We start from the raw sequence: 26,993 nt of genomic DNA on the forward strand, positions 1-26,993 counted from the left end.
CCGCATGGCACGAGCGAAGTCGCGCAAGGCGTTGCTGACCGTCCTCGGCGTCCTCGGGGCGATCCCCGTCGCCAGCGGCCTGACCGGGATTTTGGGCGGCCCGGAGCGCGCCCCGGGCGGCGCCCCCGCCGCGCCCAGCGTCGACAGCGAATACCGCTTCGTCAACACCTTCTGGACCGCAGCGGGCCTCGCGCTCTGGTGGTCGCTCCGCCATCCGGAAAAACGCGCGGCGACCACGCGTGTCGTCCTCGGCACGGCCGCCGTCGGCGGGGTGCCCCGGCTGATCTCGGCCCGGCGGGTGGGCGCGCCCCACCCGGTGTTCCGGGCGGCGATCGTGCTGGAGCTGGTGGTGGTGCCGTTGGTGCTGGTGTGGCACGCGGTGGTGGTGCGCGGTGAGGGTCAGACCCCGAAGAAGCTCCGCACGCCGTCCACAACCCGGTCCACATCCGCGTCCGTCAGGGACGGGAAGAGCGGCAGCGACAGCTCCTGCTCGTAGTACGCCTCGGCGTTCGGGCACAGGCCGCGGCGGTAGCCGAGGTCCTCGAAGACCGGGTGCCAGTAGGCGGGGATGTAGTTGACCTGCACGCCGATGCCCAGCCCGCGCAGGTGGTCGAACAGTGCGCGGCGGCGGCCGTCGAGGACGCGCAGCGGGTAGAGGTGCCAGACGGGGTCGGCGCCGGGCCGCGAGGGCGGGGTGAGGACTCCGCCGACGTCGGCCAGAGCCCCGTTGTAGCGCGCGTGGATCTCGGCGCGGCGCTTCTTGAACTCGGCCAAGCGGGTGAGCTGGCTGCTGCCCAGGGCGCACAGGACGTCGGGCAGGCGGTAGTTCAGGCCGAACTCGTGCACCTCCTGGTGCCAGCCACCCTCGTCCGGGTAGCGCTGCAGGGCCTTGTCGCGCACGAGGCCGTGGTTGCGGAAGGCCTGGGCGCGGCCGAGCAGCTCCGGCGACGCGGTCACGACGGCGCCACCTTCGGCCGTCGTGAGGTTCTTGGTCGGGAAGAACGAGAACGTGGTCAGGTCGGCGAGCGAGCCGACCGGGCGGCCCTGCCAGCTGCCGCCCACGGAGTGCGCCGCGTCTTCCAGCAGCAGTGCGCCCGCGTTGTGCGCGACCTCGGCCAGCGCGTCGAGCTCGGCGGGGTGGCCGGCGTAGTCGACGGCGGCCACGACCTTCGTGCGGTCGGTCACGAGAGCCGCCGCGGCCTCGACGGCGAGGTTGCCGGTGTCCGGCTCGACGTCGGCGAAGACCACCTTCGCGCCGTGCAGCGCGGCGGTGGCGGCGGTGGCGACGAACGTCATCGGCGACGCCACGACCTCGTCACCAGGCTTGATCGCGGCGGCCGCGTACGCGACGTGCAGCGCCGCCGTGCCCGAAGTGACGACAACGGCCGGGGTCCCGCCGGTGTGCAGAGCCAGGTCGGCCTCGAACCGCGCGACGGCGGGACCGGTGGTGAGCCAGTCGCCGCGCAGGACCTCGGTGACGGCGGCGATGTCCTCGTCGGTCACGGACTGGCGGCCGTACGGGAGAAACTCCGCCGACGTGCTCTTTCCCGCGGAGGCGGCGTCGGACTCAGCCATACTGCTCGACCAGCTTGCGAAGTTCGTCCGCTTCGAGCCACAGGTCGTTGGTGTCCGAGCGGTACGCGAACCCTTCGGGCATCGGTTTGCCGTCGGCGGGCGCCTCGTAGCCCCAGCCCGCCAGGTGCGGCTGCACGACGTAGCGGTCCGGCAGCTGAACGGTCCGGCGCGCGTCGTCGGGCGCGATCATCTCCTCGTGCAGCTTCTCGCCCGGGCGCACGCCCACCTCGTGCATCGGCGAACCCGGCGCGATGGCCTGCGCGAGGTCGACGAGCCGCATGCTCGGGATCCGCGGCACGTACAGCTCACCGCCGTGCATCTGGTCGAACGAGTCCACCACGAACTGCACGGCCTGCGGCAGCGTGATCCAGAACCGCGTCATGTCCTTGTGCGTGATCGGCAGCGACTCGCCCTGCTCGGCGAGCTTGCGGAAGAACGGGATCACGCTGCCGCGCGAGCCCATCACGTTGCCGTAGCGCACCACGGAGAACCGCGTGACGTGCGCGGCCGCGTAGTGGTTGCCGCTGATGAACATGCGGTCGGCGCACAGCTTGGTGGCGCCGTAGAGGTTGATCGGGCTCGACGCCTTGTCGGTCGACAGCGCGACGACCTTCTTCACGCCGGTGTCGATCGCGGCCTCGATGACGTTCTGCGAGCCCATCACGTTGGTCTGGACGAACTCGAACGGGTTGTACTCACCCGTGTCCACCTGCTTGAGCGCCGCGGCGTGCACGACGTAGTCGACGCCGTGCATGGCGCGCTCGAGGCGGCGGCGGTCGCGGACGTCACCGATGAACCAGCGCAGCCGCGGGTCGTCGTTGAACAGTTGTCGCGCTTCGTACTGCTTCAGCTCATCGCGGGAGAGCACGACCAGGCGGCTGGGGTTCAACTCCGCCAGGGCGTAGGTGATGAACGCCTTGCCAAATGAGCCGGTCCCGCCGGTGAGCAGGATGCTGGAGCCATCCAGCTCGGACATCGACGACCTCCGCGGTTGGGGTTCTTGGTTCTGGCGCGTTGCCGCAGGCCATCATGTCACCCATGCGTGAAGGCCTCGGCGTCAACGCCGTGATCCAGGCCCGGTCCTCCTCGACGCGCCTGCCGGGCAAGGTGCTGCGGCCCCTGGCCGGGCGCAGTGTCCTCGGCTGGGTCGTCCGCGCGGCGGCGGCCGCTCCCGGTGTGGACCAGGTCGTCGTCGCCACCTCGGACGCGGCCGACGACGACGCGGTCGCCGAGGAGGCCGTGCGCTGCGGGGCTCTGGTCGCGCGCGGGCCGCTGGATGACGTCGTGGCGCGCTTCGGCGTGTCCCTGGCCGCCTACCCGGCCGACGCCGTGGTCCGGCTCACCGCCGACTGCCCGCTGCTCGACCCCGCTTTGATCGGCCGGCTGGCGGCGGTTTGGCGCGCGGAACCGTCGCTGGACTACGTGAGCACGACGCTCGTGCGGACGCTGCCGCGGGGCTTCGACGCGGAGTTGGTGCGGGCCTCGGTGCTCGCCGAGCAGGTCGAGATTGCCGAGGGCCCGGACCGCGAGCACGTGACGTCGGCGATCTACCGGCAGCCCTCGCGGTACTCGTGCACGGGCATTGTGGTGAGCCCGGCCGCCGACGACCTGCGCGTCACCCTCGACACCCCGGAGGACTGGGAGCTTCTCTCGGCCGTTGTTTCGGTTCTGGGTGATCAGCCCGCGTCCTGGCGTTCGGTGGTTTCGCTGCTGCGCTCCCGGCCGGATCTGGTGGCTTTGAACGCGCACGTCGAGCAGAAGAAGCTCGGCCAGTGAAGCTCCTGCTCCGCGCCGACGCGTCCGCGGTGATCGGCGCGGGCCACATCGCGCGCGTCGTGGCGTACGCCGAGCGCGCCGTCGCTCGCGGCTGGGACGTCTCTTTCGCGGGCACGACCGACAACGCTGAGTGGCTCGCCTCCCGTTTCGACGCGCTTTCGGTGCCGGTTTTGCCGGTTTCTGACTGGGCTTCCTTGGCCGCCGGCTTCGACGCGGTCCTCGTGGACCACTACGCGCTGGGCGACGTGCGCGCCGAGGTCAACGCCGCGGGCGCGCTGCTCGTGTCCCTTGAGGACGACACCTTCGGCCGCCGGCCTGCGGATGTTGTGGTGGACGCCGGGTTCACGCCTTCGCCCCGCCCTTCGGATGATTCGGGCGTGCTGCTGCGGGGCGTCGAATACACGGCGTTGCGCTCGGGGGTCTTGGCTGCTCGGGCCCGCCGCTCCGCTGTTGCTTCCCCTTCGCCCCATGTCACGGTCGTCTTGGGCGGCGGCGCCGAATGGTCGGGGACGGTCAGCCTGCTGCTCCGCGCCCTCGCCGCCACTGGGCTGGCCTTCTCCGCCGACGCTCTCGTCCGCGGCGAGCCCGCTCTGCCGGTTTTGTCGGCCGGCCAGTCCCTGCGGGTCGCCGCCCCGCACTCGGGCCTGCTCGACCTCCTGGCCACCACGGACGTCGCGGTCAGCGCCACCGGCGTCACCTTCCTGGAGCTCTGCTGCCTCGGCATCCCGACGGCGGCGGTGCAACTGGTCGACAACCAGGGGCCGGGCTACCGCGCCGCCACGGACCTCGGCCTGGCGGTGGGCCTGGGCGACGCCGGTTCGCTGGCGGATCGGCTGCCTGCCGTGGTTTCCGCACTGGGTTCGCTGCTGTCGGACGCCGGCTTGCGGTCCTCTTTGTCCTCGGCCGCCGCGTCCACTGTGGATGGACTCGGCGCGGACCGGGTCCTGGATGTCATCGCTTCGAGCTGAGGGGGATTCGACGGATTTCTCAGGCGTTTTCGGCACTGAGCACGCCTCGCCGCAGGACATCGACTGGGCGGCGGTGGAAGCCGCCTTGGGTACCGCGCTGCCCGCCGACTACCGCGCCTACGCCGACACCTATCCGGCCCTGTACCTGGACAAGCTGATCACCATCCGGCACCCGCTGGCCGTGAGCGAGTGGGCGAAACTCGTCGAGGGCGCGAAGCCGGTGCTCGAGTCGTTCGCCTACGGGCGCAGCCAGGTTCCCGACGCCGTGCCGTACCCACTGTTCCCCGAACCGGGCGGCCTGCTGCCCTGGGGGTACGACGACGACGGCGCCGACTACTTCTGGCGGACCGCCGGCTCGCCCGACGAGTGGACCGTGCTCGTCTTCGACAGCGGCGAGTGGTGGGAGTTCCCGCGCGGCTTCGGCGCGCTGTGGATCGAATGGGCCGGCGGGCGGATCACCACTGCGCCGCTGGGCCGGGAAGACGTCCTGCTGCCCGGGTTTTCCGTCGAGCGCGTGGGTGATTGAGGACCGAACCTGTCCTCAAGGGGTTTTAGCGTTTTCGGCATGACTCTCACCCCGTTCCGCGTCAACGTCCCGCAAGCCGACCTCGACGACCTGCACGAACGGCTCGCCCGGACGCGCTGGCCGGACCAGCCCGAGGGCGTCGGGTGGGAGCTGGGGATTCCGGTGGACGAGGTGAAGGACCTGGCCGAGCACTGGCGCCTGCGGTTCGACTGGCGGGCGGCCGAGGAGCGGATCAACGCGTTCCCGCAGTTCACCACCACCATCGACGGCGAGAACGTGCACTTCCTCCACGTCCGCTCGCCCGAGGAGGGGGCCACGCCGCTGCTGCTGACGCACGGCTGGCCCGGGTCGATCGTGGAGTTCCTCGACGTGATCGGACCGCTCGCCGACCCGCGCGCGTACGGCGGGGACCCCCGCGACGCGTTCCACGTGGTCGTCCCGTCGATCCCCGGCTTCGGCTTCTCCGGACCGACCCGCGACCGCGCCTGGGGCCCGGCCCGCGGGGCGCGCGCCTGGGCTTCGCTGATGACCACCCTCGGCTACGACCGCTTCGGCACCCACGGCGGCGACTGGGGTGCGTTGATCTCCCGCGAGCTCGGCGTGCAGTTCCCTTCGCGGGTGCTCGGGGTGCACGTCACCATGCTGCCCACCGCCGTCGCCCGCTCGGAGTCGGACTTGGAGGGCTTGACCGGTGCCGAACTTTCGCTGGCCGAACGGTCGTTGGAGAAGTCCCGCGCCTTCCAACACACCGGAACCGGCTACGCGATCATCCAGTCGACCAAGCCGCAAACGCTTGCGTACGGCCTCACCGACTCACCCGCCGGCCAACTCGCGTGGATCGCGGAAAAGTTCCGCTCCTTCTCCAACACCACCCACGACCTCATCGACCGCGACGACCTCCTCACCGACGTCGCCGTCTACTGGTTCACCGCCACGGCCAACTCGTCCGCCCGCATCTACGCCGCGTTGGAGGGTCCGTGGGGCGCGCCCCTCCCCGTTTCCACGGTCCCCACCGGCGTCGCGGTGTTTCCCGACGACATCGGCCTGCCCCTCCGCCCCCTCGCCGAACGCACCGACAACATCGCCCACTGGTCCGAGTTCCCGGCCGGCGGCCACTTCCCGGCCCTCGAACAACCGGACGCGCTGATCGGTGACATCCGGAAGTTCTTCGGGAGCTTGTGAACTTGGGGGTGTGAACGGTCCCTTCGCGCTTGGCCGTCGGCGCGAGGGGACCTTTCGCGTTCACGTGGCGGCGCGACGGGACGGTTCGCGCTCGCCGGCACGACTGGACCGTTCGCACCCACCCGGCGGCGTTAGGGGACGGTTCATGCCTGGGCAGCGCGGCGGCGAGGAGACCGTTCGCGCGGGCGGCTGGGCGTGGAAGGACCGTTCGCGCTCGGTCCCGGCACGAAAGGACCGTTCGTGCTGCGGCGCCGGTTCGGGCGGACCGTTCGCGGCCGCCCACGGGACGAGAGGACCGTTCGTGCTCCGGCAGCGGAGCGGGGGGACCGTTCGCGGCTATGCGGCGGCGCGCTGGGACCGTTCGCGCCCACCGGTATGACCGGCCCCTTCGCGCTTGGTCGACGGCGCGACCGGACCGTTCGCACTCAGTCGACGGCGCGACCGGACCGTTCGCACTCAACCGGCGGTGCGAAGGGAGCGTTCGCACCGAGTTGGCGGCGCGAGGGGACCGGTCGCGCTCCGGCAGTGGTGCGAGAGGACCGGTCGCGCGCGAGCGAGGGCACGAAGGGACCGCTCGCGACCACCAACCAACCCGACCAACCAACCCAGCCAACCCGACCAACCGCGAAAAGCCCACTCACCCCAAAACAGCAAGAAGGGACCGTTCACACGCCACCCAGCGCACGAACGATCCCCTCATCACCAACGCCTCAGCGCGTCGAGCAAGACCTCAACACCCTCAAGACGTCAAGACCTCACAAATACTGCCCAGTCCCACTGATCCCAGGCCTCTGCCCCTCAGCACCAGGACCACCCGGCATCACCGCACCCGACGACCCCGCCGGTAACCCCCGGCGCATCTGCTCCAGCTGCACCCGCGCCGCCATCTGCTGGGCGAACAGGGCCGTCTGGATGCCGTGGAACAGCCCCTCCAGCCACCCCACCAGCTGGGCCTGCGCGATCCGCAGCTCGGCGTCCGACGGAGTCGAGTCGTCCGCGAAGGGGTGCACCAGGCGCTCCAGTTCCTCGCGCAGCTCGGGCGCCAGGGCCTCCTGCAGCTCGCGCACCGAGTTCTGGTGGATCTCGCGCACCCGGTTTCGGCTGGCGTCGTCCAGCGGGGCCGCGCGGACTTCCTCCAGTAGCTGCTTGATCATCGTCCCGATGCGCATCACCTTGGCGGGCTCTTCGATCAGCTCACCGACGGCCTCGTCGGCATCGCCGTCAGGCACGGTGGAGCCGACCGGGACCCCGTCGGGGCCGACGACCACCACGTGGGGGGTCGACTCGGCGTCGGAAGTCTGCCGGAAGTTCGGCTCGCTCATGGGCTCCATCCCAATCAGAATCGCTGGCGGTCGTGTCCGAGCCTAGCGCCATCCGCGGCCCCGGACCCAACCCCGCGGTAACCGCTAAACCGCACGTCCGTACGGTGTCACCATGGCGTTCGACGTCGCTCGTATCCGTGGGTTGTTCCCCGCGCTGGGTGACGGCTGGATTCACTTCGACGGCGCCGCCGGAATGCTGGTCCCGGAACAGGTCGCTTCGGCCGTTTCGACGGCCATGCGTGCCCCGGTGTCCGGGCCGGGGGGAGCGTTTCCGGCCTCACAGCGTGCGGAGAGCATTGTCACCGCGGCCAGGCGAGCAGTGGCAGATCTGGTCGGGGCGGACCCGGCTGCCGTCGTGCTCGGGCCGAGTGCGCCGGTGATGCTGAGGCGCCTCGTCGACGCGCTGGCGGAGCGCTGGACGATCGGCGACGAGGTCGTCGTGTCCCGGCTCGACGAAGAGGCGAACCTCGCGCCGTGGCAGCGCGCCGCGAAGCGTGTGGGCGCGGTCGTGCGCTGGGGTGAGATCGACATCGAGACGTGCGAGCTGCCCGCGTGGCAGTACGAGAACCTCGTGTCCGCCCGCACCAAAGCCGTCACGGTCACGCTCGCGTCCGGCTCGGTCGGCACGCGACCCGACGTCCCGACGGTGATCGAGTTCGCCAAGCGCGTCGGCGCGCTCGTGGTGGTGGACGCGACGTACGCGGCCCCCTTCGTGCCCCTCGACCTCGCCGAGCTGGGCGCCGACGTCATGGTCGTCTCCGCACAGGCGTGGGGCGGCCCGTCGGTGGGCGCGCTCGTGTTCCGCGATCCCGAGATGCTCGAACGCATCCCGTCCGCCTCACTCGACCCGGCCGCCCGCGGCGCCGCGCGCCTCGAGCTCGGCCCCCACGCGTACCCGCTGCTGGCCGGACTCGTCGCCTCGATCGACTACCTCGCCGGCCTCGACGACGCCGCGTCCGGCTCGCGCCGCGAAAGACTCGTGACGTCCCTCGGCTCCGCCAAGTCGTACCACGCTGGCCTGCTCGCGCAGCTGTCCACGGAGCTCCGCTCGCTGCGGCACGTGATGGTGATCGGCGACGCGATGCGCCGCATCCCCGCGCTCGCGTTCGCCGTGCAGGGCAAGAAATCGCCGGAAGTCGCGGAGTACCTGGCGTCGCAAGGCCTATGCGCCTTCGCCGACGACGGATCGGCCGGCGTGTTCGCGTCGCTCGGCGTCGGCGAGGTGGGTGGCGCGGTGCGCATCGGGCTCGCGCACTACTCCAACGTCTTCGAGATCAACCAGCTCGTGCGCGTCCTGGAAGAGCTGCGCTGACGACCAGCGCAGCTCCCCGGCTCAGGACTTCGCGGTCAGCAGGATCTTCCCGAACACGTCGCCGTCTTCCAGCATCCGGTGCGCGGAAGCGGCCTCGGCCATCGGCACGACCTGGCCGATGATCGGCTTCACGGACCCGTTCTCCACCAGCGGCCACAGGCGTTCACGCACGTCGGCGACGATCGCGGCCTTCTGGTCCAGCGGGCGGAACCGCAACCCGGCGGCGAACACGCTCGCGCGTTTGCCCAGCAGGCTGCCGATGTTCAGCTCGCCCTTGATCCCGCCCTGCATGCCGATGATCACGAGCCGGCCGTCGGTGCGCAGTGCGTCGACGTTGCGCTGCAGGTACTTCGCGCCCATGTTGTCGAGGATGACGTCGGCGCCCTTGGCCTCGGCCCGCAGGACCTCGACGAAGTCCTGATCCTTGTAGTTGATCGTGATGTCGGCGCCGAGCTGGCGGCAGCGTTCCAGTCGCTCGGGCGAACCGGCGGTGACGGCGACGGTCGCGCCCAGCGCCTTGCCGACCTGGATCGCGTGGGTGCCGATGCCGCCCGCGCCGCCGTGGACCAGCAGCGTCTGGCCTTCGGCGAGCTTCGCGTGCATCACGACGTTGGCCCACACCGTGCACGCGACCTCCGGCAGCCCGGCCGCCGCGAGCAGCTCGACCTCACCGGGCACGGGCAGGAGCTGGCCGGCGGGCACGACCACGCGCTCGGCGTAGCCACCGCCCGCGAGCAGCGCGCACACCTCGTCGCCGACCTGCCAGCCTTCGACGCCCTCGCCCAGCTCCGCGATCGTGCCGGAGCACTCGAGGCCGATGGTCTCGCTCGACCCGGGCGGTGGCGGGTAGTTGCCCTGGCGCTGCAGCAGGTCCGCCCGGTTGACCGCGCCGGCGGCCACGTCGAGCAGCACTTCACCGGGGCCGGGGCTGGGGTCGGGGACTTCGGTCCACTCGAGAACTTCGGGACCGCCGGGTTCGCGGATCGTGATCGCGTACATGCGCCCGACTGTATCGCCCACGTCGCAGTCTCCGCCGAATGCCGCATTGACGTTCCGGACACCGGGCACAAAGGTGAGCAACCATGTCATTAACTCGTAAAAGACTCATCCCGCCGGTGATCCTGGCGGCCTGCGCGACTCTGGCACTGGGCACCACCCCGGCCGTGGCCGCGAAGAGCGACGATCTCGCCAAGCAGCTGACGAAGAAGGTGACCCTCGACGGCGTCAACCGCCACCTGATCGCGCTGCAGCGCATCGCCGACGCCAACGGCGGCACCCGAGCCGCGAGCACCGACGGGCACAAGAAATCCGCCGAGTACATCGCGGGCAAGCTCGAAGCCGCGGGCTTCAGCGTCACGCGGCAGGAGTTTCCCTTCACCTACAACGAAACCCTCGCCGAGACGCTCACCGTCGACGGCGCCGGCGTGCCCGTGATCGCGATGGAGTACACGCCGTCGACGCCGGTCGGCGGCATCACCGCGCCCCTGGCTGTCGTTCCCGCCGACGCCACCCCGGGCTGCGAAGCGAGCGACTACACCGGCGTGACCGGCAAGATCGTGCTCGTGCCGCGCGGCGCGTGCCCGTTCGCGCAGAAGCAGCAGGCCGCGGCCGACGCGGGGGCGATCGGCGCGCTCATCTCCAACAACGAACCCGGCCCGCTCAACGGGACACTCGGCACCCCCGCCGACGCGCGTATCCCCACCGGCGGCCTGTCGCAGGCCGACGGCCAGGCGCTCGCCGCGAAGGACGGCGCCACCGTGCAGCTGGAGCTGCGCACCTTCCAGGAAGCGCGCACCAGCTACAACGTGATCGCCGAGACGAAAACCGGCCGCAAGGACAACGTCGTGATGCTCGGCTCGCACCTCGACAGCGTCCCGGCGGGCCCCGGCATCAACGACAACGGCACGGGCTCCGCGGCCCTGCTCGAGACCGCGCTGCAGCTGGGCGCGAAGCCGAAGGTGAACAACGCTGTGCGCTTCGGCTTCTGGAGCGCGGAGGAGTTCGGGCTCGTCGGGTCCACGTACTACGTCGATTCGCTGAGCTTCGAGCAGCAGCTCGACCTCGCGCTGTACCTGAACTTCGACATGATCGGCTCGCCCAACGCCGGCTACTTCGCCTACGACGGCGACGATTCCGACCACGTCGGCGCGGGCCCCGGCCCGTACGGCTCGGCGCAGATCGAGAAGACGTTCGTCGACTACCTGACCGGCCGCGGCGTCGCCATCGAGGGCACCGACTTCACGGGCCGCTCGGACTACGGCGAGTTCATCGCCGTCGGCATCCCGGCGGGCGGCCTCGACACGGGCGCCGAGGTGCTCAAGACCCAGGCCCAGGCTACGAAGTGGGGCGGCACGGCGGGTATCGCGTTCGACCCGTGTTACCACCAGGCGTGCGACAACCTGGGCAACGTCGACCGCGTCGCCCTGGACCGCAACGCCGATGGCCTCGCGTGGGCGCTGGGTGTCTACGCGACCAGCACGGAGTCGGTGAACGGCGTCGCGCCCGGCAAGCCGGGCAAGGCCGCGAAGAAGCACTCCGCGCACAAGCTCGCCGCGACCGGAGACACGGCGGCCGCGTAGGTTCCGAAACAAGGAAGGGCACCTTGAGGGACTCAGAGTCCCTCAAGGTGCCCTTCCTTGTTTTGCGCGGGTCAGCCCAGGTTGTTGGTGCTGAACGTGTTGCAGCGCGCCGGCTGCCCTGAGGTGAAGCCGGTGGTGAACCACTTCTCCCGCTGCGCCGACGTGCCGTGGGTGAAGCTCGACGGGTCCGCCTGCCCGCTGCCGAGCTTCGTCTGGATGTAGTCGTCGCCGATGCGCGACGCCGTGTCGAGGGCGCTGGCGATGTCGTCCTGAGTGATGTTCTGCACCAGCGGCTTACCGGATTCCGTCGGTGTCGTCGAGGCGTGGTTGGCCCAGACGCCGGCGTAGCAGTCGGCCTGCAGCTCCAGCCGGACGGAGCCCGACGTCGGCCCGGTGCCGGTGCCGCGCTTGGAGGTGCCGGTGAGGTTCTGGACGTGGTGGCCGTATTCGTGGGCCAGCACGTACGCCTCCGTGAACAGCCCGCCCTGCGCGCCGAAGCGGGTCTTGAGCTCGTCGAAGAACGAGAGGTCGATGTATACGTCGGAGTCGGCCGGGCAGTAGAACGGGCCCGTGTCCGACGTCGCGCTGCCGCAGCCCGTGCGCACGCCGCCGGTGAAGAAGCGCGTCGGCGCCTTGCGGTAGGTCTGGCCGCTGCGCGCGAACTCCTGCGACCAGTAGTCCTGCACGGAGTTGATGATCGCGACGATCGCGCAGTCGTGGTCGCGGTTCGCGTCCGCGCCGGTGTGGCACTTCTGCGAGAGCGTGGTGCTCTCCAGTTGCTGGCCGGACCCGACGTTGTCGAGGCCCAGTCCGCTCGACGCGCTGTTGGTTCCGAGGCTCGCCCCGCCGAACTGCGAGATCAGGAAGTAGATGATCAGGCCCACCACCCCGATCCCGCCACCCCCGATCGCCACGCGGCCGCCGATGCCACCGCCGCCACCACCGCTGCCGCGGAGGTCCTGGACCTCCGAGGTGTCCAGCCCCGCGTCGTCGTCGAATTGCACAGCGGCAGCGTAACGGGCGAGCCGGACACAAGCCGTCCTGCGGGCCGTACCCCGGATACAAGCCTGGGTGCGGCCCATGCGCTGCGGACCGCACCCAGGAACTACCGAGGTTCTTCTGTTGACGGCGGTTGGCCACCGGCCGGGCCGGCGTCCGGCGGAGCCGTCGCGGTGCCGAGGCCGCGAGGAGAGAACAACGCCAGATCGACGCCGGATGCGCGAGAAGAATGCCGAGCGCACCGTAGATGCCCACTCGTGCTGTTCACAGTCGCGACCGGTCCGTATTCAGGCCGTGCCGGCCGCGGGGACACAGCGGGCGGTCAACCGCGGGAATCACCTGCCATGCAACCACCTGGCCTTCCCGGTGGGAGGTCGGTCCGACGGTGCCCTGACGGCCCGCCTGATACCTGATCAGCCCATCCGTTGACAAGAAGGATGCGCTTTTTCGGCTCAAGTCTCAACCGTTTCGTAACCCACCTTCGGGGGAAGCTTCCCGAGTTTTTCACCTGACTCCTCGGTTGGGTCTCGACCTGGTGCCGGGACGCGCAGCGCGTCGGCCCGCCTTCTACCCTTTTGCGATGACCGACGAGCAGGCCGTGCGCTGGCTGACCGGCGTCGAGCAGCACGCGTGGCAGATGTACATCGTCGCCTCGCTCCGGCTGCGCCAGCGCCTGCATCGCGAGCTCACCGAGGCCCACGGGGTTTCGCTCGCCGACTACGAGGTGCTCGTCTGCCTCGCCATCTACCCCGACAAGCGCGTCCGGATGTCCGAGCTCGCCTACCAGCTGGGCTCCACGAAGAGCCGCCTGTCGCACCAGATCAGCAAGCTGGAGGTCGGCGGCCTCGTCCGGCGCTGCCCCGACCCGGACGACAAGCGCGGCGTCATCACCGAGCTCACCGGCGCCGGCCAGGCCCTGCTCGACGCCGCCGCGCCGACCCACGTGCGCGGCGCCCGCGAGCACCTCATCGACCTGCTCACCCCGGAGGAACAGTCCACGGTCGGCGCGGTGTTCGGCCGCGTCCTCGAACACCTGGACGACCTGGACAACCGGCGCGATACCCTGACCGACAGGGAAGCGTGGCAGAGCGGCCGAATGCAGACGCCTTGAAAGCGTCCGTAGGGAAACCTACCGGGGGTTCAAATCCCTCCGCTTCCGCAAGTGCTCGTCGAAAAAGCCGCTGAGGGCGGCTTTTTCCTTGCGCAGCATGGTCTCCGGGTCTACGTCGCCGATCACGGCGCGCACCTTCGCCGGGTCGGCGCCGAGCTGCGGCAGCCACGCCTGGTAGTCCGTGAACGAGCCGTGCTCGCCCGCCGGCTCGTGGAGGTCGACGAGCGGCCCCCGCTGATGGCTGACGAACGAAGCCCAAGACGGATCGGTCGCGCTGCTGTGGTCACCCGCGCTCATCAGCAGGAACGGCCGGTCCAGCCCCTCGGTCGCGGCTCGGCCGAACCGGCCCTCGGCCGCGTTGAAGACCATGCTGCCGTCGAGGTTCGCGCCGGCCACCACGCGCGGGTCGTTGGCCATGACCTCGGCCGCGGTGAACCCGCCGGCGGAGTGGCCGAACATGCCGACGCGGTCGAGCCCCAGCCGGTCCAGCACGAACTCCACGTCGGCCACGCGGGTGGCGATGAGCTTCCGGTTCACGGCTTCCGATGAAGGCGGCAGTGTGCTCGGTTCGACGCGTCCGCCGGGCAGGTCCACCGCGAGCGCGTCGTGCGTGTGGTCGAGGCTGACGACGACGTAACCCTCACTGGCCAGCTGCTCGACCAGCACGGTGCCGAGCAGGCGCGAGCTCTGCGCGCCGGGGGAGTAGAGGAGCACCGGGTGCCGGCCGGGCAGCATCGGCGCGCCCGCGCGGGCGGGCGTCGTGAAGCCGAAGTCGAACGGGCCGGCGCCGAGGGCGGCGTGGGCCTGCGCGTTCACGGCCGCGGCGATGCCGTCCGGCAGGTACGGCGCCGGCCGGCCGCCGGGCAGCGCCGGATAGGTGAGCGTGATCATCAGCTCGCGCGGCCCGCCGGTCCACGGGTCTTCGCGCGTCCGGTCCACGAGGTAGCGGTCCTGCGTGCCGACGGCGTGACGCCCGCTCGGCGCGGGCAGGTGCAGCCGCGGCGCGGCCGTCGCGGGGACGGAGCCGAGCAAGCACAGCGCGGCGGTGAAAACGGCGATCAGGGATCTTTTACGCATGCCGCCGACGCTAGGGAGACAGCCGGTCGGCGCGGATCGGGAACGTCCCCGAGCCCGACCCTGAACCTGTCACTCCGGCGGACCCCCAGGTCGCGCCTCGAACGCCTGACTCGTTCCCAGGCTGCGTCAGGGCTTCTTCAGTTCCTTCAACGCCATCCGCGCCCGCACTTCCGGCCGGCGCAGCGGCGGCACGGTCGCCGGGGGCTGACGGCGGTCCGGGAGCTCGTCCAGCAACCGCGCGGTGATCGCCGCGATTTCCGCCACCGCCGCCTCGAACGGGTCGCGCGTGGCGTCCGAAAGCGACTGCACGCCGGTCACCTTGCGGACGTACTGGCGTGCTGCCGCTTCGATCTCTTCGGTTGTCGCGGACGGTTGGAGCCCGCGCAGCGTCGTGATGTTTCGGCACATGCGTGACAGGGTACGTCCCTTCGGGAGCCCTCATCACACTGTCGGGCCATCCTCGTTGACGCCGCCAGACGCGCTTGGGCAGTCTCGATGAAGTGCCCCTCAGACCACGTTCGCTGCGTCCCGCCCGCTCCGCCGTCGCTCAAGAAGTCCCTGAAGACACACCGATTCCCGAACAGGTCTGGCAGCGCGTGCCCGCCGATGAACTGGTCACGCTCGTTTCCCTGATCCTTGTGGCACATGATTTTCCCGACGATCGTGCGCGCATGGCCTCGGAAGCCTTGTGCCACGGCGATCTCACGGGTTCGCCCGACACCGGCGTCGTGGAGCTGCTGCGAATTCACCTGCCCGCTTTGGAAAACGGTGAGGTCGCGGCGCGCGCCGAGCCGTTGCTGATCGCCGACCGCGGTGCCGCCGCGCTCATCGACTACCGGCGCGCCACCGGCCTGTGGGCCGTCGGCGACGCGATGGACCGCGCCGTCACGCGGGCCGGGCGCTTCGGCGTCGGGCTGATTTCGATGCGGGGCGTCGGGCCGTTCGGTCGCGTCGGGCACCACGCGGCGCGCGCGTTGCCCCACGGGATGATCGGCCTGGTGATGGCCGCCGGCGAGGTCGGTGCCGGCCACCCGCTCGGCATGGCCGCGCCCGCCGGCGCATACCCGGAGTTCGTCCTCGACGTCGACCTGGGCGACGCCTCGCGCAACCCGCAGTTCGCGGGCTTCGCGTTGCTCGTGGACGTGCTGGCGGGCGTGCTCTCCGGCGTCGCCGACCACGAGAACGACACGGGCCTGCTCGTGCTCGCCATCGCACCCACCACGCTGCGCAGCGCCGACGGCTTCTACCGCGCGGCCAGCGCCTTGTTCGGCAGCATGCTCGGCTGGGAAGGCGGCACGCCGATCCGCTACCCGGGCTGGCGCGAAGCCCAGTACCTCGAACAATGCCGGGCGCTGGGCGTGCCCCTCAGCGCCCCGGTGCGGCGTCAGCTCGATTCGCTGGCGCTCGGGTTGGGGCTACCGCCGCTGACCAGCATGGGTTAGCGCGCGAGCGCCACCCGTCCGCGGTCGCCACCGACGGCCACCACGTCGCCGTCGGAGAGCTGGCGGCCGCGGCGGGTCTCGACCTCGTCGTTCACGGTGACCTCTTCGTTCTCGATGAGGTCCTTGGCGTGGCCGCCGTCCTCGGCGAGACCGGCCAGCTTCAGGAACTGGCCGAGCCGGATCGGTTCGCCGGTGATGGGCACGTCACGCACGGGCTCGCTCATACGCCGCATCATCCGCCATCGGCGCTCATGGGCGCGAGGTGGCTTGCCGGTACAGCGCGGTGACGTCGTCGTCGAAGTAGCTGGAGTACGACACGTCGTCGGTATCGCCGCCGGTCTCAAAGCCGCCGATCACGCCGACGACGGTGCCGAGCTTCGTGCGCGGGTGGGCGTCGACCACGAACGGGCCGCCGCTGGTGCCGGTGGCGAAGCCTGGGCAGTCCACGCGCAGCTGGAACGTGTCCTCCTTCGACGTCGTCGTGCTGCAGACGGCGGGGACGTCGGAGCCGTCGGGGTAGCCGGTGACCGTCACGGATCGCGCGAACGGACCGTTCGCGCCGAGGCGGTTCGCGCCCGTCACGGTCTCGAGCGGTCCACTCGCGCCGGCCTGGTGGGCGGTGGCGAAGCCGACGTCGAGGTCCGGGTCGGAGTCGTCGGCCCAGCCCTGCGCCACGAGCTCGTCGCCGACATCCCAGAAGCCGAACGGAGCGACGCCGTCGTGGAAGCCGGGCGCGAAGGTGACGCCGGTGAAGTACGTGCCGCCCGCGCGGTCGTGGAGGCAGTGGGCGGCGGTGAGCAGCTCGTCGCCGCGGTCGCTGTGGACGACGCTCGCGGTGCAGTAGTGGGAGCCGTTGAGGAACAGCGCGCCGACGGCCGCGGTGTCGGGCTGTGAAGCCGTTTGCGCTGGTGACGCACGGTGTCCGGCGACGGCCACGACGGTCCCCGTCGCGCCGAGCACCACCACCGCGCCCAGCGCGAGCACCACCCGTGCCCGCCGCATCCATCCTCCCGAAGATCGCTCCCGCCACTAGTATCCAAAACCTGGAGCACCGGACGAGGGGAGCGGCGATGAAGGAGTTCACCGACAAGGTCGCGGTCATCACCGGAGCGGGCTCGGGCATCGGCCGCGCGCTCGCGCTCGGGCTGGGCCTGCGCGGCGCGCGGCTGGCACTGTCCGATGTGGACGCCGAGGGCCTGGAGAGCACGGTCGAGGCGGCGAAGGCGCAGGGTGCGGACGTACGGGGTTACTCGCTCGACGTCTCCGACCGCGCCGCCGTACTTGTGCACGCGGACGAGGTGGCCAGTGCGTTCGGCCGCGTCAACGTCGTGGTCAACAACGCCGGCGTCGCGCTGGGCGCCACGGTGGAGGACATGACGTTCGAGGACTACGACTGGCTGATGGGGATCAACCTCGGCGGCGTCGTGAACGGGACCAAGGCGTTCCTGCCGCACCTCATCGGCTCCGGCGATGGACACCTCGTGAACATTTCGAGCGTGTTCGGATTCGTCGGAGTGCCCACTCAGAGTGCTTACAACGCGGCCAAGTTCGCCGTTCGCGGATTCACCGAGGCGTTGCGCGAAGAAATGCTCGCGGCGCGTCATCCGGTGGCCGTGAGCTGCGTGCACCCGGGCGGCATCAAGACCAACATCGCCCGCCACGCGCGCGGCGGCAACGACGGCGATCAGGAGGCCGCGGCGGCGGGCTTCGAGAAAATTGCGCTGACCACACCGAAGAAAGCCGCCGAAACGATCATCCGCGGGGTGGAACGGCGGTCCGCCAGGATCCTCATCGGACCCGACGCGTACGTCATCGACGCCATCCCGCGATTGCTCGGGTCGGCGTATCAGCGGCCGCTCGCGACTATGGCGCGGCTCGGCTTCAAACGGATGGGGAAGAACTGAATCGCGTCCGACGTGCGGGAGTTCGGTTGCCCCGGAAAGTCACCGTCACCCAATGGAGTTGCCTTTCTGACAAACCCGTCGGAAATGCACCAGAATGCTGACGTCCATCCGAGTGCCCGTACCCCGGAGGTACCTTCCATGCCGCGCACCGCCGAGCGACGCGCCACCTCGCCCGCCGATGAGCTGCTCGACCGCACCGGCATCCTCGCGGCGAGCGTGCCGCGCGGGCGCCGCAGTCCGGAGGACACCCAGCCGATCCCCGTGGTGCCCGCCCTCCTGCCCATCGCCGGCGACGGGGCCAGCGCCACGGTGCTCGCGTTTCTCGCGCCGCGCCCGCGCGTCGTCGCCCGCCGCCGCACGCGCGGATGGGTCGCCGGCACCGCCGCTTTGGCCCTGCTCGCCCTCGGCTGGTTCGCCGGCGGTCTCTTCTCGGGCTCCTTCACCGGCCGCACCACCACCGATGACGTCGCCGTGCCGGCCGACCAGCGCGAGCTTGTCGCCCCGGCCGCTCCGCTTCCAGCCCCCGCCTCGACGCCTGTCGCCCCCGCCGCGCCCCCGGCCGCCCCGGTGACCGTGTACGTCCCGGTCCCCGACCACAAGGCCGCCACGCCCGCGAAGCAGCACGTTGCCAGCCGCCCCACCACCCCCCGCACCTCCGCCGGCGGTTCCGACCACCGCCCCACCTCCACCCCGGACGACGACGACCTCCGCTCCGACACGAAGTCCACTCCAGCCAAGTCACCGGCCGCCACGCAGTTCGACGAGTACATGTCGCAGTGGCAGCCGTGGATCGACTTGGCGGACCGAATGTCACGTCGCTGACCAGCGGTTCTTTGAGTCCGGCCAGGGTCAGCCGATCCAGACGTACTCGTGTTCCGGGCGTCCGGTCGCCCCGTAGCGCAGGCGCATTTCCACCGCGCCCGAGTCGGCCAGGGCGGTGAGGTAGCGCTGGGCCGTGGCGCGCGCCATGCCCAGCTCGCCAGCGATCTCCGCTGCCGACAGCGGAGCGCCCGACGTCCGCAGCTGCTCCGACACGAGGCGGGCCGTCGCGCTGGACTGGCCCTTCGGGGTGGTCGCGCGGTCCTGGTCGTGCAGTGCCCGGTAGGCGCGGTCGACGTCGTCCTGGGTGAAGGGGCGGTCGGTGGTCACCTGGGTGCGGAAGCGGGCGTACGCGGTGAGCCGCTCGGCCAGCTGACGCGTCGTGAAGGGCTTGATCAGGTAGTTCAGGGCGCCGGCGCGGATGGCGGCGGTGATGGACGCCGCGTCGGTCGCGGCGGAGAGGACGATGGTGTCCGTCGCGAGGTCCGGCAGCACGGAGAGGCCGGGCTCGTCGGGCAGGTAGACGTCGAGCAGCACGAGGTCCGGCGTCAGTTCGCGCACGCGGGCGCGCGCCTCCGCGGCGGTGTGCGCGATGCCAGCGACAGTGAAGCCCGGCACCTCCGCCACGAACCCTGCGTGGACGCCCGCCACCCGGAAGTCGTCGTCGACGATGAGCGTGCGGATCATGAGCGAGCCTCCACCAGCAGATCAGGGAGTTTCGCGACGAACAACGCGCCCGCCGCCTCGCCGCCGGCGTCGGCGAGCCAGACGTCCCCGCCGCGAACGCGGGCCGCCTGCCGCGCGAGGGCGAGCCCCAGCCCGTGGCCGGGCGTGAGTTTCGTCGAGACGCCTTCGTCGAAGAGTGTGTCACGCAACGGCTCCGGCACGCCGAGCCCGCTGTCCACAACGGACACGTGCAGCGCCGAGCCCTCCGCGAACAGCCCGACCTCCACCGTCGCCGGCCGGCGCGGACCCATGCGGGCGGCGTGCAGGGCGTTGTCCACGAGGTTGCCGATCACGGTCCCGGTCGCGACGGGGTCGGTCACCGAGCCGCGCACGAACGAGTCGTCCGCCAGCTTCAGCTCCACGCCCTTTTCCAGCCCCTGCTCGGATTTCGCCACCAGCAACGCCTGCAGGTACGGGTCGCGCACCGCGTCTCCACCCAGCGGAGCCGAGCGCGCGGACGTCGTCTCGGTCAGCGTCTGCAGGTACTCCTCAGCCTCTGCGTGGTGCCCGAGCTGCAACAGCCCCGACAACGTGTGCAGCCGGTTCGCGAACTCGTGCCGCTGCGCGCGCAGGCCGTCGGACAGCGAGCGGATGCCGTCGAGCTCGCGGCTGAGCGTGTCGAGGTCGGTGCGGTCGCGGAACGTCAGCACGGTGCCAAGCGCCCGGTCCTCTCGCTGCACCGCGCGGGAGTTCATCACCAGCACGCGGTTTCCCGCCACCGCAAGGAGATTGTCCACGGGCTGCCCGTCGGCCACGGCCTTGCGCACCCGCGGCGACAGCTCCAGCTCGTCCAAAGTGGCCCCCACCGGCAGGTCGATCCCGAGCAGCCGCTCGGCTTCGTCGTTGCGCACCGACACCCGGCGTGACCCGTCGACGGCCAGCATCCCCTCGCCGATCCCGTGCAGCACGGCTTCGCGTTCGTAGAGCAGCTCGGTCAGCTCGTGCGGTTCGAGGCCGTGGGTCACGCGGCGCAGCCGGCGGTTGAGCAGTGCGGACGCGCCGGCGCCGAGCAGCAGCGCGCCCGCCGCGAAAGGAAGCGTGATCAGCAGCAGCCGGTCGAAGTCCTCGGTCAGCTTGCCGACCTGGTAGCCGACGCTGACCTCGCCGACCACTCGTTTCCCTTGCCAGATCGGCGTCTTGCTCCGCACGGAAGGCCCGAGCGTGCCGCCGTCGAACTCGCTGATGACATCGTTGCCCGCCAGCGCTTCCGCTGCCGAGGTACTGACCTTGTCGCCGATCTCGGTCGGCGTCGGGTGTGCGAGGCGGATGCCGCGGTCGTCCGTGACCACCACGAACAGCGCGCCATTGACCTTCGACACCGCGGCCGCGTGCGCCTCCAGCACCCCACCTTGCCGCCGCGCCGCCGCACCCTCCACCACCACGGGGTCCACCGCCACCGACTTCGCGACCGCCAGGGCGCGCTCGCCGTATTGCTCCGTCAACGTCGACCGCAGCTGCCAGCTCACGAGAGCGACGCCGAGCCCCACCACCAGCACCACCACCCCGATCTGCAACAGCAGGACCTGGCGGGTGAACCGCATGCGTTCGAACAACGCCCACTTCGGCATGCCAGGCAACATACCCCCAGCTCAGGGCCGTGCGCGAAATGAGCAAAACGTGGAGAACGAGCAGAGCGCACGCAGAACGTCGACAAGCTTCCCGGGCTCTTGATGCGCTCTTAACCTCCGTCGCAGTCCCCACCGTGACGAAGGAGTCACCACGATGGCGCCACCCCTCATCGAACTCGAGCACGCGACCAAGAGGTTCCCCAGCGGCTCCGGGTCCGTGCACACCGCGGTCCGCGACCTGACCATGACCGTGCAGCCGGGCGAGTTCGTCGCGGTCGTCGGTCCCACCGGCTGCGGCAAGTCGACCACGTTGTCCCTGGTCAGCGGCCTGCAGCCGGCCTCGGCCGGCAGCGTCCGCGTGAACGGCGCCGAGGTGAAGTCCATTCCGGACGGTGTGGGCTACATGTTCCAGACCGACGCCGTGATGCCGTGGCGTTCGGTGCTGGATAACGTCGCGTCCGGCCCGCGCTTCCGCGGAGTGTCCAAAGCGGACGCTCGCGAGAAGGCCCGTGACTGGATCGGCCGCGTGGGGCTCGAAGGCTTCGAGAAGTACTACCCCCACCAGCTTTCCGGCGGCATGCGCAAGCGCGTCGCCCTGGCGCAGACGCTGGTCACCGACCCGAAGATCCTGCTGATGGACGAGCCGTTCTCCGCGCTCGACGTGCAGACCCGCGCCCTCATGCAGGACGAGCTGCTGCGCTTGTGGTCCGGTTCCGGCGCCGCCGTGATCTTCGTGACGCACGACCTCGACGAGGCCATCGCGCTCGCCGACAAGGTCGTGGTTCTGACCACGAGCCCGGCGACGGTGAAGGACGTCTTCGAGATCCCGCTGGAACGTCCACGCAAGGTCGAGGACCTGCGCCTCACCGAAGAGTTCCGCTCGATCTACTCCGACATCTGGGAATCGCTGCGCGGCGAGGTCGACAAGGCCCGCCAGAAGGGGGCGACCAGTGTCGCTTGACACCACCGCGGCACTGTCGGTGCCGGTGCTCGAAACCGAAGAGGACGTGCTCGCCAAGGCCAAGCGGTCCGCCGGGCGGCGCAAGCGGAACGTGTGGCTGCTGCGGCTGGCGATCGTCGTGGTGTGGCTCGGCAGCTGGGAGGTCGCCGGCCGCTACTGGATCGACCCGTTCTTCTACTCGATGCCCTCGAAGATCTGGGAACGGATCGTGGAGTGGTTCACGACCGGGACCGACTTCGGGTCCATCTGGTACCAGATCTTGGTGACGGTCGAGGAAGCCGTGATTGGCTTCGTGCTCGGCGCGATCGCCGGTGTGCTCTGCGGTGTGGTGCTGGGGCGCAGCCGTTATCTCGCGGAGGTGCTCGCCCCGTTCATCAAGGCCGCCAACGCTTTGCCGCGCATTGTGCTCGCCGCGTTGTTCGTGATCTGGTTCGGGCTCGGGCTCTCGTCGAAGATCGCGACCGTGTTCATCCTGGTGTTCTTCGCGGTGTTCTTCAATGCCTTCACCGGTGCTCGCGAGGTGGACCGCAACCTGATCGACAATGCCCGCATCCTGGGCGCGACCCGGTGGCAGGTGCTGAAGTCGATCGTGCTGCCGAGCGCGACGTCGTGGATCCTGTCGTCGCTGCACGTAGCGTTCGGGTTCGCGCTGATCGGCGCAGTGGTCGGTGAGTACACGGGTGCCAAGGCGGGTATGGGTTTCCTGATCTCCAACGCGCAGGGCACGTTCGACACCGCGGGTGTCTACGCCGGGATGCTGATCATCACGGTGGTCGCACTGTTCGCGGAGTGGCTGATCGGCACCGCGGAAAACCGACTGCTGAGTTGGCGGCCGCAGATGGCCGCGGACGACGGACGTCGGGACATCTGATGCGTCTGAAAAGGACACTCGCGGTCGGCGCCGCTCTGCTCACCCTCGCCGGCGTCACGGCCTGCCGTGACTCGCGCCAGATCGACCTCGGCAACGGCGGGAAGCCGCACCTGAAGATCATGATCGGCGGCATCTCCAAGGTCATCTACCTCCCAGGTCAGCTCGCCCAGCAGCTCGGCGAATACGAGAAGCAGGGCCTCGACGTCGAGCTGTTCGACCAACCGTCGGGCGCGAATGCGGAGACGTCGCTGCTGGCCGGTGAGGTGCAGGCCGTGGTCGGGTTCTACGACCACACGATCGACCTCCAGGCCAAGGAGCAGTGCCTCACGAGCGTGGTGCAGTTCTCGAACGTTCCGGGTGAGGCCGAGATGGTCGCGTCCGCCAAGGCGCCGGAGATCCAGTCCGGAAAGGACTTCCGCGGCAAGAACCTCGGCGTGACGTCGCTGGGTTCGTCCACGGACTTCCTCACCAAGGCGCTCGCGAGCCGCGGCGGAGTGGACGGCAAGGACTACACGCCGGTGAAGGTCGGCGCCGGCCAGACGTTCATTTCCGCCATGCAGCAGGGTTCCATCGACGCGGGCATGACCACGGACCCGACGATCGCGCAGCTCACCAACACCGGCCAGGCCAAGATCCTCTACGACATGCGCACGGTCGAGGGCACGCGCGCCGCGCTCGGCGGGCTGTACCCGGCCAGCTCGCTCTACATGAGCTGCGAGATCGTGAAGCGCTACCCGGACATCGTGCAGAAGCTGGCCAACGCGTACGTGGATTCGTTGCGGTGGTTGAAGAACCACACGGCGGAGCAGGTCGCCGACGTGATGCCGCCGTCGTTCGCGGGCGGGGACAAGGCGTTGTACGTGAAGTCCCTCAAGGACAGTCTCCCGATGTTCACTGCCGACGGCCGCATGGATCCGGCCGGGGCGCGGAACGTGCTCAACGTGCTCGGCGCGTCGTCGAGCAACGTGAAGCCGAAGAAGGACCAGATCGACCTCTCGAAGACCTACACCACCCAGTTCGTGGACGCCGCGCTCACGCGCTCGGCGCGGTAGTCCACCCGTGTCCGTCCTTCCGCGCGGAGGACGGACACACCGTGGCGGCCGCCTCGCCTTCCCGGGGCGGCCGTCACGGACTTCGGCGTACAGAAGGGAAATTCGGGACATATTGGTGAAGTTTTCCCGAGATGTGAATACCCTTCGAAAGTAGCTACCCACCTGCTCACGCGGATCCAACACTTGTTACCGGTGCGCACCGCCTGTAACACCCCGAGTCCCCATCGGTGATCAGATTGGATCCGCATGAACTCCCTCCTCTCCTCACGGACCGCGCGGGTGCTGGCCGTCACGGCGGCCGCCGCGGCGAGCATCGCGGCCGCGGCCGGCGTCGCCACGGTCAGCACGCCGTCGTTCGGCTCGTTCCACGGCCAGAGCTTCTCGGGCGGCAACTGGGGCGGCTACGTGAGCTTCGGCAGCTTCACGACCGCGACCGCGAGCTGGACGGAACCGTCGGTGACCTGCCGGTCCAGCAACGACCTGTTCGCTCCGTGGGTCGGCATCGACGGTGACGGATCGTCCACTGTGGAGCAGACGGGCGTGGCCACGGACTGCTCCAGCGGCCGCCCCGTCTACCAGGCCTGGTACGAGATGTACCCGGCGGCGCCGGTGTACTACTCGTCCTCGTCCGCCCCGGTCAGCGCCGGTGACCACATCGCCGCAACGGTCACGCGCACCGGGACGAACACCTACAAGCTGGACATCAGCGACACCACCAAGGGCTGGTCGAAGACGATCAGCAAGACCTTGACCTCCAAGCACTCCTCGGCCGAGGCGATCATCGAGTCGCCGACGGACTCGTACCCGACGATCTCGGGCGGGATCTCGTTCAGCGGCGTGAAGTTCAACGGGCAGAGCCTCGCGTCGACCAGCCCCGAAGGCCTCGACGCGGACGACCGCGGCTCCGCCACCTTCAGCCCGGGCGCCATCGGCTCGGACGGCCAGAGCTTCACGATGACGCGGCACTGACGTTCGGTCCGGTCCGCGGGGCTCGGTGCTTCGCGGACCGGACGTCAGCGCGTGAAGCCGTACGACCGCTCGACGCGCGCCACCCGCACTTCGAACTCCTCGTACCACTCCGCGCGGCCCCGTCGGCGGCTCTCGGTGTGCTCGAGGTTCTTGCGCCAGCCGGCGATGGCCTCCTCGTCCCGCCAGTACGACACCGTGATCCCGAGGCCCGACTCGTCGCGCGCCGACTCCTCGCCGAGGTACCCGTCCTGCTCCGCCGCGAGCGCCGACATCCGGGCGGTGCGCTCGGCGTAGCCGTGGTCGCCTTCGGTGCGGCGGGACGTGAAGATCACCGCGTAGTACGGGGGTTCGGGCATGCTCGGTGTATACCTGGTTGGGCCCGTGTCGCGCGAATGCTTATCCCTGCAGCGCTCCGACCGCCCACGCGAACACCATCACCGCGAGCAGCAGCGACACCCCGGCCTGCACCATCATCGTCAGCTTCGCCCAGATCCGCAGCGGCATGACGTCGGTGGGACTGAAAGCCGTGGAGTTGGTGAAGGAGAGGTACAGGTAGTCGGCGTAGCGCGGCTCCCAGTCCTCGCTGGTGAGCTCGGGGCTGTCCATCTGAGGGAACTGCAGGTCGGGGAACTCCGCCCGCCCCTTCGCCCGACGCGCCGGTCCGCCGCGGTCGAACTCCCAGTACCAGAGCGAGAAGACGACGATGTTCGTCCAGTACACGATCGCGCCACTCACCAGCACCTGCGGCGCGTGCCCGCTGAACGACCCCTGCACGATCCCCAGCACCAGCCGCACCGCCGACGCCGCCGTGGTCGCGCTCACCAGCGCCAGCAGCACCAACGACACGATCCGCTCGACCCTGCTGAACTCGCCCATCCGCCCGGGATTGATCAACAACAACGCGACGAGCAACAGCACCGACACCGCGGGCAACAGCCACCACGGCCTCAACACCACCCTGTCCGGCAACGCCAACTGCAACGCGAGCGTCCCCACCACCACCCCGGCCGCCGGCCACCGCGTCTCCCCGGCGGTCGCCCTCCGCCATGCCGGCAGGGCGCCGGCTTCACCTGAGTTCACGTGCGTCACGGTAAGGCGGTGGGGGGTGTGGTGCAGCACGTGGTGGTGGGGTGGGGTGTTTGGCTTGATTGGGTATCTCGCTCGTTCCGTCACGACGGAGCGGCTGGAGTCTGCCGCCGAGCTCTCCGCTTCACGGCTACCTGCCGAAGCGGCTTCAACCGTTGCCCGCCGCGGTCCACGGCCCGCTTCCGCGGCATCCCGCGACGAATTTCTCGCGATTCCGAGCTTTCACTCGGGCGGGCCCATCCCGCGCGACTCCGGGACACCCACGCCGCCGGCACTTCCCTGCTGCTGCGCGAAGTCCGGCCGGTCGCTCGGTTGTCCACAACCATGCCGAGTTGTGGACAACTGAGGCCCCTGACTGCGGACTTGGGTTTTTTGTCGTACCCCGCCGATAGACTTGGCTTGGGGACGCCCCCCAAGGGAGGGCGGGGGCTGTGTGTCGGGCGGCCGGAGGCGGGCAAAAGCGCCGGCACCTGACCGGCGGCAGCGCACATGTACCGGCGCGCCGGGTACGACCTACGGCACCGCCGCAAACGCGTCATACGTCCGCGGGTCGAACCGGGCGCCTTGGGAGCCCTGCGCTGTGTCGGCAAGGACTGGGGTAGGGCCGGCGCCGACCGGCGACCACCACACCGCGGCGCGCCGGATACGGACTACAGCACCGCCGCGAACGCGTCATACGCCCGCTGATCAAACAACACAAACCGCACAAAATCGAACGCCGACGTATCCGCATCCCGAACCGTCGACACCGCGATCCGCGCCGCATCCTCGAGCGGCCACCGATACACGCCCGTCGAGATCGCCGGAAACGCGACCGTCCGAGCGCCGAGGGAAGCGGCCACCGCGAGCGAGTTGCGGTGGCAGTCCACCAGCAGGGAGGACCGGTCTTCCGAAGAAGACCACACCGGCCCCACCGTGTGGATAACCCAACGGGCAGGCAGCCGGCCCGCGGTAGTGGCCACGGCCCGACCTGTGCGGAGCCCCTTCCCGTAGTGGCCGGCGCGCAACGCACGGCACTCGGCCAGGATCTCGGGGCCGCCCTTGCGGTGGATGGCGCCGTCGACTCCGCCGCCGCCGAGGAGCGAGGAGTTGGCGGCGTTGACGATGGCGTCGACGTGTTGTTCGGTGAGGTCGCCGAGGGCCAGTTCGATGGGTGCCATCCAAGCAC

General features: G+C 70.1%; 29 protein-coding genes and 1 tRNA gene. 16 read left to right on the plus strand and 14 right to left on the minus strand.

The annotated features are described in order from the left end of the window. Positions 1–4: 4 nt before the first annotated feature. Positions 5–496 (plus strand): DUF4345 domain-containing protein, encoded by a 492-nt coding sequence (locus tag K1T34_RS19335; protein WP_220245639.1) that lies wholly within the window; start codon positions 5–7, stop codon positions 494–496. On the opposite strand, the gene K1T34_RS19340 is transcribed toward K1T34_RS19335, so the two are convergent. Both K1T34_RS19340 and pseB read right to left on the minus strand, forming a co-directional pair. Beyond that, positions 400–1,575 (minus strand): DegT/DnrJ/EryC1/StrS aminotransferase family protein, encoded by a 1,176-nt coding sequence (locus K1T34_RS19340; protein ID WP_220245640.1) that lies wholly within the window; start codon positions 1,573–1,575, stop codon positions 400–402. The two genes, K1T34_RS19335 and K1T34_RS19340, sit on opposite strands and share 97 nt — an antisense overlap. Further along, on the minus strand, positions 1,568–2,551 hold the full coding sequence (gene pseB / locus K1T34_RS19345; RefSeq protein WP_220245641.1) for a UDP-N-acetylglucosamine 4,6-dehydratase (inverting): 984 nt from the start codon (positions 2,549–2,551) through the stop codon (positions 1,568–1,570). Before pseB ends, K1T34_RS19340 begins: the two co-directional genes overlap by 8 nt. A 53-nt stretch (positions 2,552–2,604) precedes the next feature. Here pseB and K1T34_RS19350 point away from each other — a divergent pair, with 53 nt between their 5' ends. The 4 genes from K1T34_RS19350 to K1T34_RS19365 are packed head-to-tail and all read left to right on the plus strand — an operon-like array spanning position 2,605 to position 6,027. Further along, positions 2,605–3,351, plus strand: coding sequence for a cytidylyltransferase domain-containing protein (locus K1T34_RS19350; RefSeq protein ID WP_370643739.1), 747 nt, complete (start codon positions 2,605–2,607; stop codon positions 3,349–3,351). After that, complete coding sequence (locus K1T34_RS19355; RefSeq protein WP_220245643.1) at positions 3,348–4,319, plus strand: spore coat protein; 972 nt, start codon at positions 3,348–3,350, stop codon at positions 4,317–4,319. The genes K1T34_RS19350 and K1T34_RS19355 overlap by 4 nt, the downstream gene beginning before the upstream one ends. Continuing rightward, complete coding sequence (locus K1T34_RS19360) at positions 4,300–4,845, plus strand: SMI1/KNR4 family protein (protein ID WP_220245644.1); 546 nt, start codon at positions 4,300–4,302, stop codon at positions 4,843–4,845. Before K1T34_RS19355 ends, K1T34_RS19360 begins: the two co-directional genes overlap by 20 nt. 39 nt (positions 4,846–4,884) lie before the next feature. Then, positions 4,885–6,027 (plus strand): epoxide hydrolase family protein, encoded by a 1,143-nt coding sequence (locus K1T34_RS19365; RefSeq protein WP_220245645.1) that lies wholly within the window; start codon positions 4,885–4,887, stop codon positions 6,025–6,027. A 755-nt stretch (positions 6,028–6,782) separates the two neighbouring features. On the opposite strand, the gene K1T34_RS19370 is transcribed toward K1T34_RS19365, so the two are convergent. Beyond that, a complete protein-coding gene (locus K1T34_RS19370) occupies positions 6,783–7,358 on the minus strand; it encodes a bacterial proteasome activator family protein (protein ID WP_220245646.1) in 576 nt (191 codons plus the stop codon). 103 nt (positions 7,359–7,461) lie between these two features. On the opposite strand from K1T34_RS19370, the gene K1T34_RS19375 reads away from it, so the two are divergent. Then, on the plus strand, positions 7,462–8,661 hold the full coding sequence (locus K1T34_RS19375) for a cysteine desulfurase-like protein (RefSeq protein ID WP_220245647.1): 1,200 nt from the start codon (positions 7,462–7,464) through the stop codon (positions 8,659–8,661). Positions 8,662–8,682: 21 nt separating this feature from the next. Here the strand turns inward: K1T34_RS19375 and K1T34_RS19380 are convergent, their stop codons facing one another. Continuing rightward, on the minus strand, positions 8,683–9,660 hold the full coding sequence (locus K1T34_RS19380) for an NAD(P)H-quinone oxidoreductase (protein WP_220245648.1): 978 nt from the start codon (positions 9,658–9,660) through the stop codon (positions 8,683–8,685). Between the two features lie 83 nt (positions 9,661–9,743). On the opposite strand from K1T34_RS19380, the gene K1T34_RS19385 reads away from it, so the two are divergent. Then, the gene (locus K1T34_RS19385) at positions 9,744–11,240 is read left to right on the plus strand and encodes a M28 family metallopeptidase (protein ID WP_220245649.1); all 1,497 of its coding nucleotides are present in this window, start codon (positions 9,744–9,746) and stop codon (positions 11,238–11,240) included. Between the two features lie 71 nt (positions 11,241–11,311). Here K1T34_RS19385 and K1T34_RS19390 read toward each other — a convergent pair whose 3' ends face one another. Further along, positions 11,312–12,244: a neutral zinc metallopeptidase gene (locus K1T34_RS19390; RefSeq protein ID WP_220245650.1), complete on the minus strand. Its 933-nt coding sequence runs from the start codon at positions 12,242–12,244 to the stop codon at positions 11,312–11,314. Positions 12,245–12,819: 575 nt separating this feature from the next. Between K1T34_RS19390 and K1T34_RS19395 the strand changes: the two genes are divergently transcribed. Together K1T34_RS19395 and K1T34_RS19400 are read left to right on the plus strand one after the other, a co-directional pair. Continuing rightward, positions 12,820–13,350 (plus strand): MarR family winged helix-turn-helix transcriptional regulator, encoded by a 531-nt coding sequence (locus K1T34_RS19395; protein WP_220245651.1) that lies wholly within the window; start codon positions 12,820–12,822, stop codon positions 13,348–13,350. Then, positions 13,314–13,398 (plus strand) — tRNA-Ser (locus K1T34_RS19400). The genes K1T34_RS19395 and K1T34_RS19400 overlap by 37 nt, the downstream gene beginning before the upstream one ends. Here K1T34_RS19400 and K1T34_RS19405 read toward each other — a convergent pair. Together K1T34_RS19405 and K1T34_RS19410 are read right to left on the minus strand one after the other, a co-directional pair. Continuing rightward, positions 13,369–14,427 (minus strand): alpha/beta fold hydrolase, encoded by a 1,059-nt coding sequence (locus K1T34_RS19405; protein WP_220245652.1) that lies wholly within the window; start codon positions 14,425–14,427, stop codon positions 13,369–13,371. The genes K1T34_RS19400 and K1T34_RS19405 overlap by 30 nt on opposite strands. 126 nt (positions 14,428–14,553) lie before the next feature. Beyond that, positions 14,554–14,835: a DUF2277 domain-containing protein gene (locus K1T34_RS19410; protein ID WP_220245653.1), complete on the minus strand. Its 282-nt coding sequence runs from the start codon at positions 14,833–14,835 to the stop codon at positions 14,554–14,556. A 92-nt stretch (positions 14,836–14,927) separates the two neighbouring features. On the opposite strand from K1T34_RS19410, the gene K1T34_RS19415 reads away from it, so the two are divergent. Then, on the plus strand, positions 14,928–15,869 hold the full coding sequence (locus K1T34_RS19415) for an Ldh family oxidoreductase (protein ID WP_220245654.1): 942 nt from the start codon (positions 14,928–14,930) through the stop codon (positions 15,867–15,869). Here K1T34_RS19415 and K1T34_RS19420 read toward each other — a convergent pair. Both K1T34_RS19420 and K1T34_RS19425 read right to left on the minus strand, forming a co-directional pair. Then, a complete protein-coding gene (locus K1T34_RS19420) occupies positions 15,866–16,093 on the minus strand; it encodes an RNA-binding S4 domain-containing protein (protein WP_220245655.1) in 228 nt (75 codons plus the stop codon). The two genes, K1T34_RS19415 and K1T34_RS19420, sit on opposite strands and share 4 nt — an antisense overlap. Before the next feature lie 25 nt (positions 16,094–16,118). Then, positions 16,119–16,871, minus strand: coding sequence for a serine protease (locus K1T34_RS19425; RefSeq protein ID WP_220245656.1), 753 nt, complete (start codon positions 16,869–16,871; stop codon positions 16,119–16,121). 68 nt (positions 16,872–16,939) lie between these two features. Here K1T34_RS19425 and K1T34_RS19430 point away from each other — a divergent pair, with 68 nt between their 5' ends. Continuing rightward, positions 16,940–17,773 (plus strand): SDR family oxidoreductase, encoded by an 834-nt coding sequence (locus K1T34_RS19430; protein ID WP_220247291.1) that lies wholly within the window; start codon positions 16,940–16,942, stop codon positions 17,771–17,773. A gap of 138 nt (positions 17,774–17,911) precedes the next feature. Beyond that, positions 17,912–18,595: a hypothetical protein gene (locus tag K1T34_RS19435; RefSeq protein WP_220245657.1), complete on the plus strand. Its 684-nt coding sequence runs from the start codon at positions 17,912–17,914 to the stop codon at positions 18,593–18,595. 27 nt (positions 18,596–18,622) lie between these two features. Here K1T34_RS19435 and K1T34_RS19440 read toward each other — a convergent pair whose 3' ends face one another. Next, positions 18,623–19,279, minus strand: a complete 657-nt coding sequence (locus K1T34_RS19440) for a response regulator (protein ID WP_220245658.1) — start codon at positions 19,277–19,279, stop codon at positions 18,623–18,625. Further along, entirely contained in the window at positions 19,276–20,859 is a 1,584-nt protein-coding gene (locus K1T34_RS19445; RefSeq protein WP_220247292.1) for a sensor histidine kinase, read from the minus strand. Before K1T34_RS19445 ends, K1T34_RS19440 begins: the two co-directional genes overlap by 4 nt. A gap of 181 nt (positions 20,860–21,040) precedes the next feature. Between K1T34_RS19445 and K1T34_RS19450 the strand changes: the two genes are divergently transcribed. The 4 genes from K1T34_RS19450 (at position 21,041) to K1T34_RS19465 (ending at position 24,739) form a co-directional block, all read left to right on the plus strand. Further along, positions 21,041–21,847: an ABC transporter ATP-binding protein gene (locus K1T34_RS19450; RefSeq protein WP_220245659.1), complete on the plus strand. Its 807-nt coding sequence runs from the start codon at positions 21,041–21,043 to the stop codon at positions 21,845–21,847. Further along, a complete protein-coding gene (locus K1T34_RS19455; protein WP_220245660.1) occupies positions 21,837–22,718 on the plus strand; it encodes an ABC transporter permease in 882 nt (293 codons plus the stop codon). Before K1T34_RS19450 ends, K1T34_RS19455 begins: the two co-directional genes overlap by 11 nt. Next, entirely contained in the window at positions 22,718–23,770 is a 1,053-nt protein-coding gene (locus tag K1T34_RS19460) for an ABC transporter substrate-binding protein (RefSeq protein ID WP_220245661.1), read from the plus strand. The genes K1T34_RS19455 and K1T34_RS19460 overlap by 1 nt, the downstream gene beginning before the upstream one ends. A gap of 246 nt (positions 23,771–24,016) precedes the next feature. Beyond that, positions 24,017–24,739: a G1 family glutamic endopeptidase gene (locus K1T34_RS19465; RefSeq protein WP_220245662.1), complete on the plus strand. Its 723-nt coding sequence runs from the start codon at positions 24,017–24,019 to the stop codon at positions 24,737–24,739. Positions 24,740–24,783: 44 nt separating this feature from the next. Here K1T34_RS19465 and K1T34_RS19470 read toward each other — a convergent pair whose 3' ends face one another. From K1T34_RS19470 to K1T34_RS19480, 3 genes are all read right to left on the minus strand, one after another. Further along, complete coding sequence (locus tag K1T34_RS19470; protein ID WP_220245663.1) at positions 24,784–25,095, minus strand: antibiotic biosynthesis monooxygenase; 312 nt, start codon at positions 25,093–25,095, stop codon at positions 24,784–24,786. Positions 25,096–25,135: 40 nt separating this feature from the next. Further along, positions 25,136–25,741 carry a DUF1345 domain-containing protein gene (locus K1T34_RS19475; protein WP_255638774.1) on the minus strand — a complete coding sequence of 202 codons (606 nt, stop codon included), beginning with the start codon at positions 25,739–25,741 and terminating at the stop codon, positions 25,136–25,138. A 734-nt stretch (positions 25,742–26,475) separates the two neighbouring features. Next, the gene (locus K1T34_RS19480; RefSeq protein ID WP_220245664.1) at positions 26,476–26,985 is read right to left on the minus strand and encodes an O-acetyl-ADP-ribose deacetylase; all 510 of its coding nucleotides are present in this window, start codon (positions 26,983–26,985) and stop codon (positions 26,476–26,478) included. Between the last annotated feature and the right edge of the window lie 8 nt (positions 26,986–26,993).

The sequence above is a fragment of the Amycolatopsis sp. DSM 110486 genome, from assembly GCF_019468465.1.
In the GTDB taxonomy this organism is placed as follows: Bacteria; Actinomycetota; Actinomycetes; order Mycobacteriales; family Pseudonocardiaceae; genus Amycolatopsis.